The sequence below is a fragment of the uncultured Shimia sp. genome, from assembly GCF_947493595.1.
GTDB lineage: Bacteria > Pseudomonadota > Alphaproteobacteria > Rhodobacterales > Rhodobacteraceae > Shimia.
In genome coordinates, this window is the sequence record NZ_CANLRL010000001.1 from 475,241 (window position 1) to 489,043 (window position 13,803).

The 13,803-nt window shown below is 57.5% G+C and carries 14 protein-coding genes and 1 tRNA gene; 8 read left to right on the forward strand and 7 right to left on the reverse strand.

What is annotated here, in order from left to right; all coding sequences use genetic code 11:
• Positions 1-20 precede the first annotated feature (20 nt).
• Together Q0955_RS02385 and Q0955_RS02390 are read left to right on the forward strand one after the other, a co-directional pair.
• Positions 21-575, forward strand: a complete 555-nt coding sequence (locus Q0955_RS02385; RefSeq protein WP_299419401.1) for a hypothetical protein — start codon at positions 21-23, stop codon at positions 573-575.
• Between the two features lie 69 nt (positions 576-644).
• Positions 645-732: transfer RNA gene (locus Q0955_RS02390), tRNA-Leu, on the forward strand.
• Positions 733-767: 35 nt separating this feature from the next.
• On the opposite strand, the gene Q0955_RS02395 is transcribed toward Q0955_RS02390, so the two are convergent.
• The 3 genes from Q0955_RS02395 to Q0955_RS02405 form a co-directional block, all read right to left on the reverse strand.
• Positions 768-923, reverse strand: coding sequence for a hypothetical protein (locus Q0955_RS02395; RefSeq protein WP_299419403.1), 156 nt, complete (start codon positions 921-923; stop codon positions 768-770).
• Positions 924-1,083: 160 nt separating this feature from the next.
• The gene (gene metG, locus Q0955_RS02400; protein ID WP_299419406.1) at positions 1,084-2,799 is read right to left on the reverse strand and encodes a methionine--tRNA ligase; all 1,716 of its coding nucleotides are present in this window, start codon (positions 2,797-2,799) and stop codon (positions 1,084-1,086) included.
• A gap of 123 nt (positions 2,800-2,922) precedes the next feature.
• Positions 2,923-4,182, reverse strand: coding sequence for an MFS transporter (locus Q0955_RS02405; protein WP_299419408.1), 1,260 nt, complete (start codon positions 4,180-4,182; stop codon positions 2,923-2,925).
• Positions 4,183-4,306: 124 nt separating this feature from the next.
• On the opposite strand from Q0955_RS02405, the gene Q0955_RS02410 reads away from it, so the two are divergent.
• Positions 4,307-4,936: a hypothetical protein gene (locus Q0955_RS02410; protein ID WP_299419411.1), complete on the forward strand. Its 630-nt coding sequence runs from the start codon at positions 4,307-4,309 to the stop codon at positions 4,934-4,936.
• Positions 4,937-5,036: 100 nt separating this feature from the next.
• Here the strand turns inward: Q0955_RS02410 and Q0955_RS02415 are convergent, their stop codons facing one another.
• Positions 5,037-5,654 (reverse strand): hypothetical protein, encoded by a 618-nt coding sequence (locus Q0955_RS02415; RefSeq protein ID WP_299419412.1) that lies wholly within the window; start codon positions 5,652-5,654, stop codon positions 5,037-5,039.
• Between the two features lie 98 nt (positions 5,655-5,752).
• Between Q0955_RS02415 and speB the strand changes: the two genes are divergently transcribed.
• The 3 genes from speB (at position 5,753) to Q0955_RS02430 (ending at position 8,413) form a co-directional block, all read left to right on the forward strand.
• Complete coding sequence (speB, locus tag Q0955_RS02420; protein ID WP_299419415.1) at positions 5,753-6,712, forward strand: agmatinase; 960 nt, start codon at positions 5,753-5,755, stop codon at positions 6,710-6,712.
• 137 nt (positions 6,713-6,849) lie between these two features.
• Complete coding sequence (locus Q0955_RS02425; protein WP_299419417.1) at positions 6,850-7,893, forward strand: aldo/keto reductase; 1,044 nt, start codon at positions 6,850-6,852, stop codon at positions 7,891-7,893.
• A gap of 16 nt (positions 7,894-7,909) precedes the next feature.
• The gene (locus Q0955_RS02430; protein ID WP_299419419.1) at positions 7,910-8,413 is read left to right on the forward strand and encodes a hypothetical protein; all 504 of its coding nucleotides are present in this window, start codon (positions 7,910-7,912) and stop codon (positions 8,411-8,413) included.
• A 27-nt stretch (positions 8,414-8,440) separates the two neighbouring features.
• Here Q0955_RS02430 and Q0955_RS02435 read toward each other — a convergent pair whose 3' ends face one another.
• Genes Q0955_RS02435 through Q0955_RS02445 form a run of 3 tightly spaced genes read right to left on the reverse strand, consistent with a single transcriptional unit; the run spans position 8,441 to position 11,433 of the window.
• A complete protein-coding gene (locus Q0955_RS02435) occupies positions 8,441-9,028 on the reverse strand; it encodes a TadE/TadG family type IV pilus assembly protein (RefSeq protein WP_299419422.1) in 588 nt (195 codons plus the stop codon).
• Between the two features lie 3 nt (positions 9,029-9,031).
• Positions 9,032-9,577 carry a pilus assembly protein gene (locus Q0955_RS02440; protein WP_299419425.1) on the reverse strand — a complete coding sequence of 182 codons (546 nt, stop codon included), beginning with the start codon at positions 9,575-9,577 and terminating at the stop codon, positions 9,032-9,034.
• Positions 9,574-11,433 (reverse strand): Tad domain-containing protein, encoded by a 1,860-nt coding sequence (locus Q0955_RS02445; RefSeq protein WP_299419428.1) that lies wholly within the window; start codon positions 11,431-11,433, stop codon positions 9,574-9,576. The genes Q0955_RS02440 and Q0955_RS02445 overlap by 4 nt, the downstream gene beginning before the upstream one ends.
• Positions 11,434-11,762: 329 nt before the next feature.
• Between Q0955_RS02445 and Q0955_RS02450 the strand changes: the two genes are divergently transcribed.
• Both Q0955_RS02450 and Q0955_RS02455 read left to right on the forward strand, forming a co-directional pair.
• Entirely contained in the window at positions 11,763-13,193 is a 1,431-nt protein-coding gene (locus Q0955_RS02450; RefSeq protein ID WP_299419430.1) for a Glu/Leu/Phe/Val dehydrogenase, read from the forward strand.
• A complete protein-coding gene (locus tag Q0955_RS02455) occupies positions 13,193-13,780 on the forward strand; it encodes a DUF6151 family protein (RefSeq protein WP_299419433.1) in 588 nt (195 codons plus the stop codon). Before Q0955_RS02450 ends, Q0955_RS02455 begins: the two co-directional genes overlap by 1 nt.
• Positions 13,781-13,803 lie beyond the last annotated feature (23 nt).

Below are 13,803 nucleotides of genomic sequence, written 5' to 3' on the forward strand. Positions count from 1 at the left end.
TACACGTGCCACGATTGCGTATGAAACTCTTGGTGATACTTTTGCTGACTGCCGGGGCGGCACAAGCATCTGAGTGCCCGCAAGCACCGGATCATTCTGCGGCGGTAGACGCTTTGATTGCGCAGGTGCAGGGCGCGGAGAATCAGGCGACCGCGCAAAAGATTTCCAACGACATGTGGGCCTTTTGGGCGGATGCGCCAGATGAGGCTGCCCAAGAGATTTTGGATCGCGGAATGGCAAAGCGGTCGTCTTGGGATTTGTTGGGGGCACGTGAGGAGTTTGATCGGCTGGTGCGGTACTGTCCAGAGTATGCCGAAGGGTACAACCAACGTGCTTTTGTGAATTTCCTACGGCAGGACTTCGCGGCCGCTCTGCCGGATCTAAATCGTGCGATCGAGCTTTCGCCACGTCATGTTGCGGCGCTGTCGGGGCGGGCCTTGACGTTAATTGGATTGGGCCGTCAGGCTGAGGCGCAGGATGCGCTGGCGGCGGCGTTGGAACTGAATCCGTGGCTGCCAGAGCGCAGTTTGTATGAACCGCCGCCAACAAAAAAGGTGCCTGGTGAAAAGCTCTAACCTTCCGCACTTTACACCAGAAACAAAGCGGCTATTGTCGCGCCGCTGACCTTGGTCGGCGTGTTGGTTGCCCGCGTGGTGGAATGGTAGACACAGGAGACTTAAAATCTCTAGGCCGATTATGGCCGTGCCGGTTCGAGTCCGGCCGCGGGTACCAGTAACATATTGTATTATCTGATGTATTTTAGTTTGCTACGAGCGCACTTCTTTGCCAGATGCGATACTTGCAACGATGAATCCAAGCACAAGTGCTACAAAGACACTAATGCCCAACATCAGCAGGGACGCGGACACAACTGGTGGGAGCGCTTCAATAATGCTCCAGAATACGTTCAGTATGGCTTCCATGGATCAATCTCCTCTAGGTGCAATGCTTGGTGCACGTCTTCATCTTGACCAATGAGGTAGCGTGAGTCGAGAGGCGCGACTTTGATCTTTGTCACGCGAATGGTTGTGGAGCGCAGATTAAATGAAAAAAGCGCGGCCGAATGACCGCGCTTCTTCGTGTTTAGCTTTCGCGCTTGCCTGCGAATTTCTCTTGCCACTCTTCGCGTTCATCATCGCTGATTTTGCGGAAGGTGACGTCCGGCACTGTAAAGGCGTGGCCAGGCTGCAGCGTTTCGAGGGCTGCGGCGACATCATCAGGCCAATTAGTGTCTTCGGTTTGCATAGCGTCCATCAGGGTTTCTGAGGCGTCCGGAATAAACGGCGCTGAAATAACGGCATAAAACCGGATCAGGTTCAGGGCGAGACGGATTTGCGCGGCGGCACTCTCCGGGTTGGTCTTGAAGGTCGACCAGGGAGCTGCGGTTTGCAGATACTCGTTGCCTGCGACCCAGATCGCGCGCAGTTCCTGCGCCGATTTACGGACTTCCATCGCCGTCATGTGATCTTCATAGGCGCGCATACGGGTGGTCAGCTCTGCAATCAGCGCCTGTTCGGTGTCGCCGAACTCACCGCCTGCTGGCACTTCTTCCCCAAATTTGGAGCGGCAGAACTTCGTGACGCGGCTGACAAAGTTGCCAAGCACGTCAGCGAGGTCTTTGTTCACCGATTGCTGGAAGTTTTCCCAAGTGAACTCGCTGTCAGAGCTTTCTGGCGCGTGGCTCAATAGCCACCAGCGCCAGTAGTCGGACGGCAGGATTTCAAGTGCCTGATCCATAAAGACGCCGCGCCCACGCGAGGTGGAGAACTGGCCGCCATCATAGTTCAAGTAGTTGAAAGATTTGATGTAATCCACGGCTTTCCAGGGTTCTTCGGAACCAAGGATGGTGGCGGGGAAGGAGAGTGTGTGGAATGGGACGTTATCTTTGCCCATGAACTGGGTGTAGGTCACGTCGTCCGCACCTTTGTCGGTGCGCCACCAGCGCTCCCAATCTGCGCCTTTGCCTGCCGCAACCCATTCCTGGGCGCAGGCGATGTATTCGATAGGGGCGTCGAACCAGACGTAGAAGACTTTGCCTTCCATTCCGGGCCAGTCTTCACCGCCTTTCTTGACGGGCACACCCCAGTCTAGGTCGCGGGTGATGCCGCGGTCTTGCAGGCCGTCGCCGTCGTTTAACCATTTGTTGGCAATCGAGGTGGTCAGCACGGGCCAGTCAGTCTTGCTGTCGATCCAGGCCTGTAGTTTGTCGCGCATTTGCGATTGGCAGAGGAACAGGTGTTTGGTCTCACGCTCTTCCAGATCGGTGGAGCCGGAGATGGTGGAGTAGGGGTTGATCAGGTCGGTTGGATCAAGCTGCTTGGTGCAGTTGTCACACTGGTCGCCACGCGCGCTTTCAAAGCCGCAGTTGGGGCAGGTGCCTTCGATGTAGCGGTCAGGCAAGAAACGGCCATCTGCGTTGGAATAGACCATCTTTTCAGACACTTCACGGATCAGACCCATGTCGGCCAAACGGCCTGCAAAGTGTTGCGTCAGCGCGTGGTTTTCCGCGCTTGAGGAGCGGCCGTAGTGATCAAAAGACAGGCGGAAGCCTTCGGCAATTTTGGTCTGGACAGCGTGCATTTCGGCGCAATAATCGGCGACGTCTTTGCCGGCTTTGGCCGCGGCCAGTTCAGCAGGGGTGCCGTGTTCATCAGTGGCGCAGAGGAACAGCACTTCATTGCCGCGCGCGCGCATATAGCGTGCGAACAGATCGGCGGGCAGCTGGCTGCCAACGAGGTTGCCGAGGTGTTTGATGCCGTTGATATACGGCAAGGCCGAGGTGATCAGATGGCGCGCCATGTGGGTGTCCCTTAACTGTTTCAGACCCCATTAGCCCAAAGATAAGGCCAATTCCACAGGCGAATTTTCACGTCGGTATTGCGTCTGTATCGCGACTGTATTGCGGAGGTGCAAAATTGGTGGCTATTTGTCCGCCGATGGCGGTGTTTCCTCTGTACGATTGGGCTTTTCGCGCTGCCGTTTTGTGATGCGCCCCACGGTGAAAGACGTGCGCGGTGCGTAGACGTAGCGGGTGCGGTGTTCGGCGGTGGGGCGGGCGAGCATCCGGGTCAGGCCAAAGACAATCAGCAGGGCGTGACCGGCGGCAATCATGATGAAAAGCGCGGGAGGACCAAAACGCTCGATCAGGCCGGAGGCAAACAGCGGCGTGCCGATGGCGCCGACCGCAAAGAAGAACATGAGGGCTGCGGAGAGTTCGACGCGTTCCTCTGATGTGGCAAAGTCATTGGCGTGGGCGGCGGAGACCGAATAGATCGGGAAAGATGTAAAGCCAAAGAAAGCGGCGTTGAGCATGATCATTGTGGTGCTACCAGCGCCCATAGCGACGGTTGTACCGCAGGACACTACGGCGGCGGCCGACAGCCAAATCAACACCCAGCGGCGGTCAAATTTGTCAGCCAGCCAACCAACGGGATATTGCGCGATGGCTCCGCCGAGCACGAAGGCGGCAAGGAACCAGGCGATCTGTCCAATTTGCAAGCCAACCTCGGTGCCATAGACTGGCCCCACCATGCGGAATGAGGCGGAACTAAGTGCGGCAACAATCACGCCAGCGACAGCCAATGGCGAGCGCGCATAGGCGAGGCTGGGGCGCAAACGCGGGGCCTTTGGCGTTTTGGGTTGTGGGGACGTGGTTAGCGTGATGGGCAAAAGGGCTGCGCAGCAGAGCAGCGCGAGCAGGTTGTAAGATACATAGGAGGCTGGCTCCAAAACGCTGATCACCAGTTGCGCTCCAAGCGAGGCGATCATGTCGACCACCCGATAGGTGCCCATTGCGCGGCCGCGGGTTTCATTTGTGACTTTGGATTGTAGCCAAGCCTCAACCACAGTGAAACAGCCTGCCACGCAGAGGCCGGAAGCCACCCGCATGAGTGCCCAGGCGTAGGGATCCACGATGATGAAGTGGCCCAAAAGGCCAATGGCGCCCAAGGCCGTGAAGGTGGCAAAGGCGCGGGAATGACCGACGCTGCCCATCAGGCGCGGTGACCACCAACAGCCAATGAAGAACCCCAAAAAGTGTGCCGATCCCAACAGGCCGATCTGTTCCGTGGTGAAGTTCAATGCGATGCCGGAGAGCGCATCCAATGGCCCCACGCCCCCGGAGCTGAGTTGCAAGAGTATGACCGAGAGGAACAGGGCCGAGAAGGTGATGATCATGCGCATGTGGGCAGCATGGCGTTTTGCAGCGTGATGACTAGAGGGAATTCGACTTGGGCGTGTCGTTTTTGACAACTCTGCGTTGACGATCTTTCCAGTTTCTCTACAGGGTTTGAGAGGGAGAGCGCCGATGACACCTTTTTGCCAGACCATTTTGGACAAATGCACAGATGTGATGGCGGTGGACGGCTATGTGCGCAAGAGACGTGGTGTGGTGATCCGGGATGTGGCGCCGGATATGACAGGCGCCGTTGTGCTGTCGCATCGCGGCCTTGGAACCGGCGATGTTGAAATCACCACTTTTGCGCAGGTGTTTTGGCGCCCGGTCGAAGCGCTTTACTGTATCGGTTGTGAGGAACGGTATCGGTTCACGGAGCTTCCAACGCTGACGTCTTCGGTGGATATGACCGAAGGTGAAGACCTCAGGCCTTTGTATTTCACACCGGGTTGGTCTTATGCGGCCGAGTTTGCCCGATTGCATACTCATGTGCGGGAGCTGGTCCTCCCCTGTGTCACGGCGTTGGCGGATCCGGAGCGCGTGGCGCAAAGCTTTGCGGAACGGGTGGCGACCGGGGGCGGATTTCCAGAGCGTTACATCGCCATGCGTGCATGGGAACGTCGGACGCTGGCGTTGGATGACGATTTTGAATGGGTGATGTCCCAATTGACTTTGGATGAAGGCAAGCTGGAGGTTTGCCAGTTTTACCGCACGTTGCAGGCGTCGGAGAGGGCTGCCGCAATTCTGAAGCGCGTTTCCTGAGAATACGTGTTGCTTAAGAGGGCTTACCCTGTTGATGCCGCTTAGCAGGTGGGCTGAGATCGGCGCGGATGCTTTGCTGGCGCGCTGCATGCGGGCTGCGTCAGGCGATCTCGGCATCGCTGTCCCGTAGGCTCAGTTTGGGGGTATCGGGCAGGCCGGTGAGTTGCCAGCTTTGCGGGGGCGCGCTGCGGGCGCGCAGGCGGGTGAGGGACCAAGCGTCGGTGTCACCGCGGTGATCCGGTGCCATGTGCCAGCGGCTTTCGATGCCCTGTGCGCCACCGTCTCCCGGGGTCAGGATCAACCCCAGCGGTGCCATGCCACTGGCCTTGGCGCCGGTTTCGGCCGCGAGATGCAGGCGGCGCACCGGGGTGAGCGCGGGCGGGCCGGGCAGGTCGGCCACCACCAAGGGCACGGTGCCGGCGCGCAGAACCTCTTCCATGGTCCAGAGCACTTCCTCGGGGCGGCGCGGGCTGACAAAGGTCACGCTGCCGGGGTTGAGGAAGGGGGCCATGCCTGCGGGGTTGAGCGGGGCCGCACCCCAATCCGGGGCAATCCAGAAAAGCGGGCCCTTGGCTTGATGTGCCAGCCACAGCGCAAAGCTGTAGCGCGCGGGGCCGCAGGCTTCATGCAGGCGGGCCAGCGTCAGGGCCACCTCGGGCAAGGGGGCAAGGGCATCTGCCGGGCGGGAGGGCGCGCGTTTGAGGAGGGGGGTGGCCATGGCATCAGAATAGCATGTTCCGCTTTTGTTCTCAATATCGGGAATGCTTTACGGCGGGGCAAAAATCCGTCACCGTCGCAGCAAACAGGGAGATGATGATGGCAGGACATAGCTATGAGGGCGGGCGGTTGGATTTGCCGTTTGTAGGGATTTCGACCTTTGGCAAGCGGGCCTATCAGCCGGATTGGGCAGCCATTGAGGCAGATGTGGCCGTGATGGGCGCGCCGTTTGATTTTGGCACGCAGTGGCGCAGCGGCGCGCGGTTTGGACCTAGGGCGGTGCGTGAGGCTTCAACTCTGTTCAGCTTTGGCCATGCCGGGGCCTATGACCATGAGGATGATGCTACCTACCTGCCCGGATCGGTGCGGATTGTGGATATTGGTGACGCCGACATTGTTCATACCGACACTCTAAAAAGTCATGCCAATATCGAGGCAGGGGTGCGAGCAATGCTCAAGGCTGGCGCCTTGCCGGTCACCATTGGCGGGGATCATTCGATCAATATCCCCTGCATCAACGCGTTTGACGATCAGGGGCCAATTCACATTTTACAGATCGACGCGCATCTGGATTTTGTCGATGAGCGCCATGGGGTGCGCTTTGGGCATGGCAATCCGATGCGGCGGGCGGCGGAGAAAGACAATGTCACCGGTCTGACGCAGGTGGGTATTCGCAATGTCAGTTCCACCGCCAAAGAAGGCTATGCGGATGCGCGGGCGATGGGCAGCGATATCTTGAGTGTGCGGCAAGCGCGCAAGTTGGGGGCGGAGGCGCTGATCAATCGTATTCCTGAGGGCGCGCGGGTCTATGTGACAGTGGATATTGACGCGTTTTGTCCTTCGATCGCGCCGGGCACGGGCACGCCAAGCCATGGCGGGTTTCTGTATTACGATGTGTTGGAGATGATGCAGGCGCTCGCCAAGCGGCATGAGGTGGTGGGCATCGACCTCGTCGAAGTGGCGCCGGACTATGATCCTACAGGCTCCACCGCCATTTTGGCGGCGCAGCTTTTGCTCAACACTCTGGGATTTATCTTCCACGCCCGCGGGGCGCGCTGATCCAAGTCCTCTCCATCTAAAAATATCTCGGGGGAGTTTTGGCGCAGCCAAGCGGGGGCTGGCCCCCGTGTCTCCGCTTGCGATCAACGCCACAGCCCCTAAGTTAAGCGCAAAGATTTGCGACAGGATGAGCTTTTATGAAAATGAACCCTTTGGGCCGCACCGGCATCGCGGTGTCTGAGTTTTGCCTCGGTACCATGACTTTTGGCACGCAAACCGGCGAGGGTGAGGCGCATCAGCAGATTGATAGGTCGCTGGAGGCGGGCATCAATTTTGTCGATGCGGCGGAGATGTATCCGGTGAACCCGATCAGTCCGGAAACCCAGGGGCGTACCGAGGAAATCATCGGCACATGGTTTGCCAAGACCGGGCGGCGCGAAGACATTGTTCTGGCGACAAAGCACTCCGGCGCAGGATTGGCGCATGTGCGGGGTGGGGCGTTGATCTCTGCCAAGACCATTCCCGAAGCGATTGAAGGCTCGCTTAAGCGACTGAAGACCGATTACATCGATCTCTATCAGTTTCACTGGCCCAATCGCGGCTCTTACATGTTCCGCCAGAACTGGGATTTCGATCCGTCGGGTCAAAACAAAGCTGACACGCTGGCGCATATGGAAGAGGCGCTGGAGGCCTTGCAGAAAGAGGTGGATAAGGGGCGCATTCGGGCTTTTGGTCTGTCCAACGAAAGCACTTGGGGCACGGCGCAGTGGTTGCGCATGTCCGAAGACAAGGGTGGTCCTCGTGTGGCATCGATCCAGAACGAATACTCGCTTCTTTGTCGGATGGCAGATACGGATTTGGCGGAACTTTGTGTGAATGAAGATGTTGGCATCTTGGCGTTTTCGCCGCTGGCTACTGGTCTGCTGACTGGCAAGTATCAGGATGGCGCGACACCTGATGGGTCGCGCAAGTCGATCAATGGCAATCTTGGCGGGCGGGTGAGCCCACGGGTGTTTGATGCAGTGCAGGCCTATCTGGATATCGCCGAGAAACACGGATTGGACCCGGTGCATATGGCGATGGCCTTCACGTTGCAGCGGCCGTTTATGTGTACGTCGATCTTTGGGGCCACAACAGTTGAACAGCTAGAACGCATTTTGGCAGGGGCCGATTTGCGGCTTAGCGCAGAAGTGCTTAAAGACATCAGCGCCGCGCATCGCGCGCATCCGATGCCGTATTAACTCCGTCAGGACAGACATGACCACGCAAGACACTTCGGACCTCCCAGAGGTTTTGGCCACCATCACCGCTTCCCCCATGCGCCGCCTGTTTGGCCTCGCAACCCTGTTTGTCTTGGGGGGCGTGTTGATCTACCTCGCGCTGACCACCGCGCCTGCGCTGCACTGGCGGGTGTTCCTGCTGGTGATGGGCGGATTGGTGCTTTGGTTGGCAGAGGCCACGCGGCGGGCAACGGAGCATCGCATTGAGCTAACGCAACAGGGCCTGCGCAGCACGTCTGGCGAGACCATTGTGCCATTGGAAAACATCGCCGCGATCAAAGTGGGTATGTTTGACATGAAGCCGTCCAATGGCTTCACCGTACACCTAAAAAAGCCCCGGTCGCGCAAGTGGCAACCGGGGCTTTGGTGGGCATTTGGCCGCCGGGTGGGCATTGGCGGCGTAACACCCGGATCCGAGGCCAAATCCATGGCCCAGATCATTGAAGCGCTGCTGGCAGAACGGAACCAAACCGAGGGGTAAAGGTTCCGCGCTGCCCGCGGCGCGGTCTTAGCTGTTGCTCCAGGCCAGTTGTGGCGCAAAGCGGGGGCGTGTGAACACAAAGGTGTCGATGTCCATGTTCAACGCGCTTTCTTCGCCGTAGGGGCGTTTGCCGTTCCATCCCGCCAGAATTGGCGGGGTGTATTCAGCAGTGGTTTCCACGACGATCAGGCTTTCACCGTCCACCAGAACAGGCAGCTTGTCTTTCATCTCGTTAAACTGGGCAGCGGTGATGCCGCTGCCGCTGCCGTTGCTGTGGGACCAGGCCAGCACATAGTCGCTGGAAACCGGGCTCCAATAGACGTGGCTCACCGTTAGCGAGTGGCCGCTGCGCACAGTGGAGATTTCTTCCAAAACCGCATGAATACCGTCGATGTAGTCCGCGTTCACAGCCATGGTTTCGCGGGACAGCATATCCGACACCGCAAAGGCGGCTTTTTCGGTGGTCGATTTGGCGCGATACGCGTCAAAGATGTTCATCATGACAAACAGACAGAACAGCAAAGTCGGGAAGATGATGGCTGTTTCGACCGCAACTGTGCCTGTGGTGTCTTTGCGGAACGCGGCAAGTGATTTGCGTAAGTTCAATACAGACATGGATCAACGAGGCTCCTGAACAAAGGTGTTTTCAACAACCAAGGCGTATTCGCCATCGGCGTTGCGGACCGCAACCGGCACAAACAGCGCGCCCGGGAAGATGGCTCGTACTGACGCACAGGCCCGCAAGAACATCATCTCGTTGGCTGCGCCGTCATCAAAGCGTACCACCGGATCAACGTCTGCATCATCTTCATGCAGGGTGCCGCATGTGCTGGCTTCTGGCAGCGCTTCCCAATTGCGCGGGTCGCGCTGGATCATCTGCAGCGACAGATTGCTTGTGCAGTCTGGAATGACGCTGGCCTGATCACAGATCTGTTGCACCAAATCGTCGTGAGATGGCACGTGTCCTGTGGAGAGCCGGATGTCGCGCACCGCCACATCCAGAGACCGTTCCAGATAGGCATAGCGCAGGGACATCAAGCCAAGTTCGGCAGAGGCCAGGAAGACGCTCAAGTAGAAGGGCACCATGATCACAAAGTCGACCGTTACGGCACCGTCCTCTTTGCACAGGAGGGAGCGGGCTTTTTTGAGAACCGAATAGATCATTGGATCAACCTCAGCTGACGGATTGATGTTGCGATTGCGGCAAACGCATCGCGGATTTCGAGGCCCTGCACGTCGAAGTAGTGGCTGTCAGAACTTGCGCAGTCCTGTAGCACGACACGGGCCGCATTGGGCGCTTCGAAACCGATGGTGTAAACGATGATGCCGTTGTCTTTGGCCGCCTCACACACACTTCGGGTTCGGGTGTCCTTGGTGCCGTAGCCTACATCGTCAATGACCGGATAATACCAAGCGTTGCGCGCGGCATCCTGACCCATGAAAGGGGCGTAGAGCTGGTCTGCCACGTATTTTGGTGTGGTCCGGGCCCAGAGATCGGCGTAGGAGATCACCTTGGCTTCGCCAGGCTCACTCACTGTCACGGTCTTTCTGATCTTCTTGTAGCGCTTGCATGAGCCATTTCTGCGATAAGACTTACATTCGTCTGTCTTAACAGTTTCGGTCACTTCGTATGTGCCTTCACCATAGGCGTGATTACGGAACACTCCGTTCTCAGGCCAAAAGTAGATCGGCTCATCATAGATGCCATCGTTGTCATCATCGCCTTCGTCTTGGCCCAGATACAGGGAATAAAAATCCTCCTGTGCGTTGTACCAGACGTTGGAGTTGCCCAATCGATAGTTGTCGGTGACAAAGTGCTGGCGCGTGTTTTGACCGTCCGACATCAGAACCACAATTTTCAGAGATTCATTGGTGCCATACTCGTAAGGGCGACCTTCGAACACATTGGAAATTGTCCCAGTGTTGCCGGACGTGCTGTCGATCATGCTGGACACAACAGGCTGGAAGGCCGGGTCAAGCAAAGCGGTGCCCCATTTCATGCCGGTGTCGATCGAGGTGTTGCCGCTGCCGAACATATTGTCGATGTAGGTCTTCAATGCATCGGTGTCGTTTTGAATGAGCGTCAGCTCGCGGGAGCTCTCAGCGCGACAATCCGTGTAAGCGTTCACGTCGACATAGCCATTGCTGGGGCGGCGGTCATAGCTGCTGCTGCTCCAGGTGGCGTGCAGGGTTTTGTCATATTCCCGATACGGATCAATGAAGGCTTCGCTATAGTCTGCCGAATGGAAGTTCAGACAATTGGCCCGCGGATTTTCACCGTTGGTTGTCAGTGCGTTCATCAATTCATCCGGTGTGGAGACCTGTGCCGCGTAGGGCACAATGGAGATCGACATGGTGTCGTCTTCCGTTGTGTCGTCCATGGTTTGAACAAACTCTTTGGCCGCGACCTTGAGATTGGACAGGCGGCTGTTGTTGTTCATCGAACCGGAAACGTCCAGGACCAATGAAATTTCGATGTTGCCAATACGCTCTTCCGCGGTGCCGCTGGCGCCAATGGTCAGGCTGGTGCGCTCGGGTAGAGTTTCTTTCAGCTCTTGTATTTCCGCACCGGAGTACACGTCGCCGGCTGGCTTTTCCGGCATCAGGGTTTTCATGTCCCGGCTCACGGTGCTGTAGACGAGGTTGGACTCGATTTCAGCAGTTGCGCTGACGCTGCGGTGATTGAGTGATTCTGACACGGTCACTTCGTTCAAAGTGTGGGCCACGCCCGCCTTATCAAAGTAGTCCGCCACAACCTCATCCGCGGGGCGGGTCTGGTCCAAGTCGGCCGCTGCCAGAATGGCGCGATCCAACGTGTGTTGCAGCTGCGTACGCCGCATCTCCGCGAGCATGATATCGGCGCCTATGCCGCCAATCGTGATCATCATAATTACAAGAATGACGCTAAAGCCAACCATGACACCATCCTCTTCCTTTCGGAAGCGATGCGCGCCCAACCGCCAAAGTGCCTTTGGCAGGGGCGTAACAGGTGGCCTATCCGGTGCCTGATACTGTTTCATTTTACATACCTCTCTGCGACACACCCGAAATGGGACTCTCCGTCTCCAGACGGTCTGCGTCGCAAAATCTTATTTCAACGGATTGGGGCGTAATTGGGGCAAAAGCTGGCAGTTCGTTAGGCGATGATTAAGATTTTTGTCAATTATTGCAGGTAGTTGGATACAGTCTTGAGCCTTTGGGAGGTTCTGTTTCCGTTAAGGCAACGCTGGCAACTCAAAGTGTTGCGCATTTTCATCTGTTAACTTCGGTGGCGTTATGACCTTACTCATACTTAAGTCGGTAAATGTGACGGTGAGTCGCATGGTGTTGCTTGTCGGGAGGAAAATTGATGAGCGCTATTAAAGAACCGAGTTTTCGGGAAAGTGTTGACCTGATGTTCAATCGCGCGGTGGCGCTGATGGACTTGCCACCGGGGTTGGAGGAAAAGATCCGGGTGTGTAACGCGACCTATACTGTACGTTTTGGTGTGCGGTTGCGCGGTCAGATCCAGACCTTCACCGGGTATCGTTCGGTTCACTCGGAACACATGGAACCGGTCAAGGGCGGTATCCGCTTTGCGCCAAGTGTGAACCAGAACGAGGTCGAGGCGCTCGCGGCGCTGATGACCTACAAATGTGCACTGGTCGAAGCGCCGTTTGGTGGCTCCAAAGGTGGTCTCTGTATTGATCCACGAAAATATGACGAGCACGAGCTGGAACGTATTACGCGCCGCTTTGCTTATGAGCTGGCCAAGCGTGATCTGATCCATCCATCGCAAAACGTGCCTGCGCCAGACATGGGTACTGGTGAGCGGGAGATGGCGTGGATCGCAGACCAATATGCGCGCATGAACACCACAGACATCAACGCCCGTGCCTGTGTGACCGGTAAGCCGCTGAACGCCGGTGGTATCTCTGGCCGTGTCGAAGCCACTGGGCGCGGTGTGCAATATGCGCTTCAGGAATTCTTCCGCGACGCACGCGATATCGAAAAAGCGGGCCTTGAAGGCAGCCTGGACGGCAAGCGCGTGATTGTGCAGGGCCTGGGCAACGTGGGCTACCATGCTGCCAAGTTCCTGTCGGATGAAGACGGCTGCAAAATTGTCGGCATCATTGAGCGTGACGGTGCGCTGTTTAATGATGACGGGATCGACGTGGATGCGGTGCAGCAGTGGCTGGCCAAACACGGCGGTGTGTCCGGCTATCCGGATGCGACCTACACCCGTGAAGGTGGCGCCGTGCTCGAAGAAGCTTGTGACATCCTCATTCCGGCGGCGCTGGAAGGGGTGATCAACATGGAGAATGCCGCACGCATTCAGGCACCGTTGATCATTGAGGCCGCGAACGGACCGGTGACGGCGGGTGCAGATGAGATCCTGCGCAAGAAAGGCACTGTGATCATTCCGGATATGTATGCCAACGCCGGCGGTGTGACCGTGTCCTACTTTGAGTGGGTCAAGAACCTCAGCCATATCCGTTTTGGACGGATGCAGCGCCGTCAGGAAGAGTCGCGTCACCAGTTGGTCGTGGATGAACTGGAAAAGATCAGCGAAGCGCTGGGCACCCAGTACAGCCTGACCGACAGCTTCAAGCAGAAGTACCTGCGCGGTGCCGGTGAGCTGGAGCTTGTGCGCTCCGGTCTTGATGACACCATGCGCATTGCTTATCAATCTATGCGAGATGTGTGGCACGACCGTGCCGATGTAGAGGATTTGCGCACAGCGGCCTACCTCGTGTCGATTGACAAGGTGGCGGCCAGCTACCGTGCAAAAGGGCTTTGATGGTTGATATCGCGATCAGCTGCCGGTGTGGGCAGTTTGGTGCAAAGCTAAAGAATGTGAGCCCGAAAACGGGCTCACACGTACAATGTTACTGCAAAGATTGTCAGGCGGGCGCAATTGCACTGGGCGCGGGCGACACGTTGATGCCGCGCAACGGCTCTGACATCTATCAGACCATTCCCTCTAATCTGGAACTGACCAAAGGCCAGGAGCATCTGGCCTGTTTGCGGCTGTCGCCCAAAGGGTTGATGCGGTGGTATGCGAGCTGTTGTGACACGCCGGTGTTCAACACGCTGGGCGGCACCAAGCTGGCCTTTATTGGTGTGTCGGTGCCCGCGATGCAAGGCGATGCGGTGGGTAAGGCCATCGGTGAGGTGATTGCCGTGGTGCACACCAAAGACGCGCCGTTTGGCACCGAGCCCCTCAGGGACTACGGTTTTAACAAGGCAGGTTTCAATGTCTTGGCGCGGCATTTTGGGGCGCTGATGCGCGCGCAGGTGAAGAACAATCCTCTGTTTGAGGAGGGGGCGCCTGTTGTGGAGCCGCGCGTGCTGAGCAAAGCCGAACGCAAGGCCGCGACGCCGTAGGTGTTGCGCTTGAGAGTCATTCC

Coding starts and splice junctions, on each gene's coding strand:
- Q0955_RS02415 (WP_299419412.1), bottom strand. CDS start 5,654: ATGGCCACCCCCCTCCTCAAACGCGCGCCCTCCCGCCCGGCAGATGCC.
- Q0955_RS02425 (WP_299419417.1), top strand. CDS start 6,850: ATGAAAATGAACCCTTTGGGCCGCACCGGCATCGCGGTGTCTGAGTTT.
- Q0955_RS02445 (WP_299419428.1), bottom strand. CDS start 11,433: ATGAAACAGTATCAGGCACCGGATAGGCCACCTGTTACGCCCCTGCCA.
- Q0955_RS02385 (WP_299419401.1), top strand. CDS start 21: ATGAAACTCTTGGTGATACTTTTGCTGACTGCCGGGGCGGCACAAGCA.
- Q0955_RS02440 (WP_299419425.1), bottom strand. CDS start 9,577: ATGATCTATTCGGTTCTCAAAAAAGCCCGCTCCCTCCTGTGCAAAGAG.
- Q0955_RS02405 (WP_299419408.1), bottom strand. CDS start 4,182: ATGCGCATGATCATCACCTTCTCGGCCCTGTTCCTCTCGGTCATACTC.
- Q0955_RS02435 (WP_299419422.1), bottom strand. CDS start 9,028: ATGTCTGTATTGAACTTACGCAAATCACTTGCCGCGTTCCGCAAAGAC.
- Q0955_RS02410 (WP_299419411.1), top strand. CDS start 4,307: ATGACACCTTTTTGCCAGACCATTTTGGACAAATGCACAGATGTGATG.
- Q0955_RS02395 (WP_299419403.1), bottom strand. CDS start 923: ATGGAAGCCATACTGAACGTATTCTGGAGCATTATTGAAGCGCTCCCA.
- metG (WP_299419406.1), bottom strand. CDS start 2,799: ATGGCGCGCCATCTGATCACCTCGGCCTTGCCGTATATCAACGGCATC.
- Q0955_RS02450 (WP_299419430.1), top strand. CDS start 11,763: ATGAGCGCTATTAAAGAACCGAGTTTTCGGGAAAGTGTTGACCTGATG.
- Q0955_RS02455 (WP_299419433.1), top strand. CDS start 13,193: ATGGTTGATATCGCGATCAGCTGCCGGTGTGGGCAGTTTGGTGCAAAG.
- Q0955_RS02430 (WP_299419419.1), top strand. CDS start 7,910: ATGACCACGCAAGACACTTCGGACCTCCCAGAGGTTTTGGCCACCATC.
- speB (WP_299419415.1), top strand. CDS start 5,753: ATGGCAGGACATAGCTATGAGGGCGGGCGGTTGGATTTGCCGTTTGTA.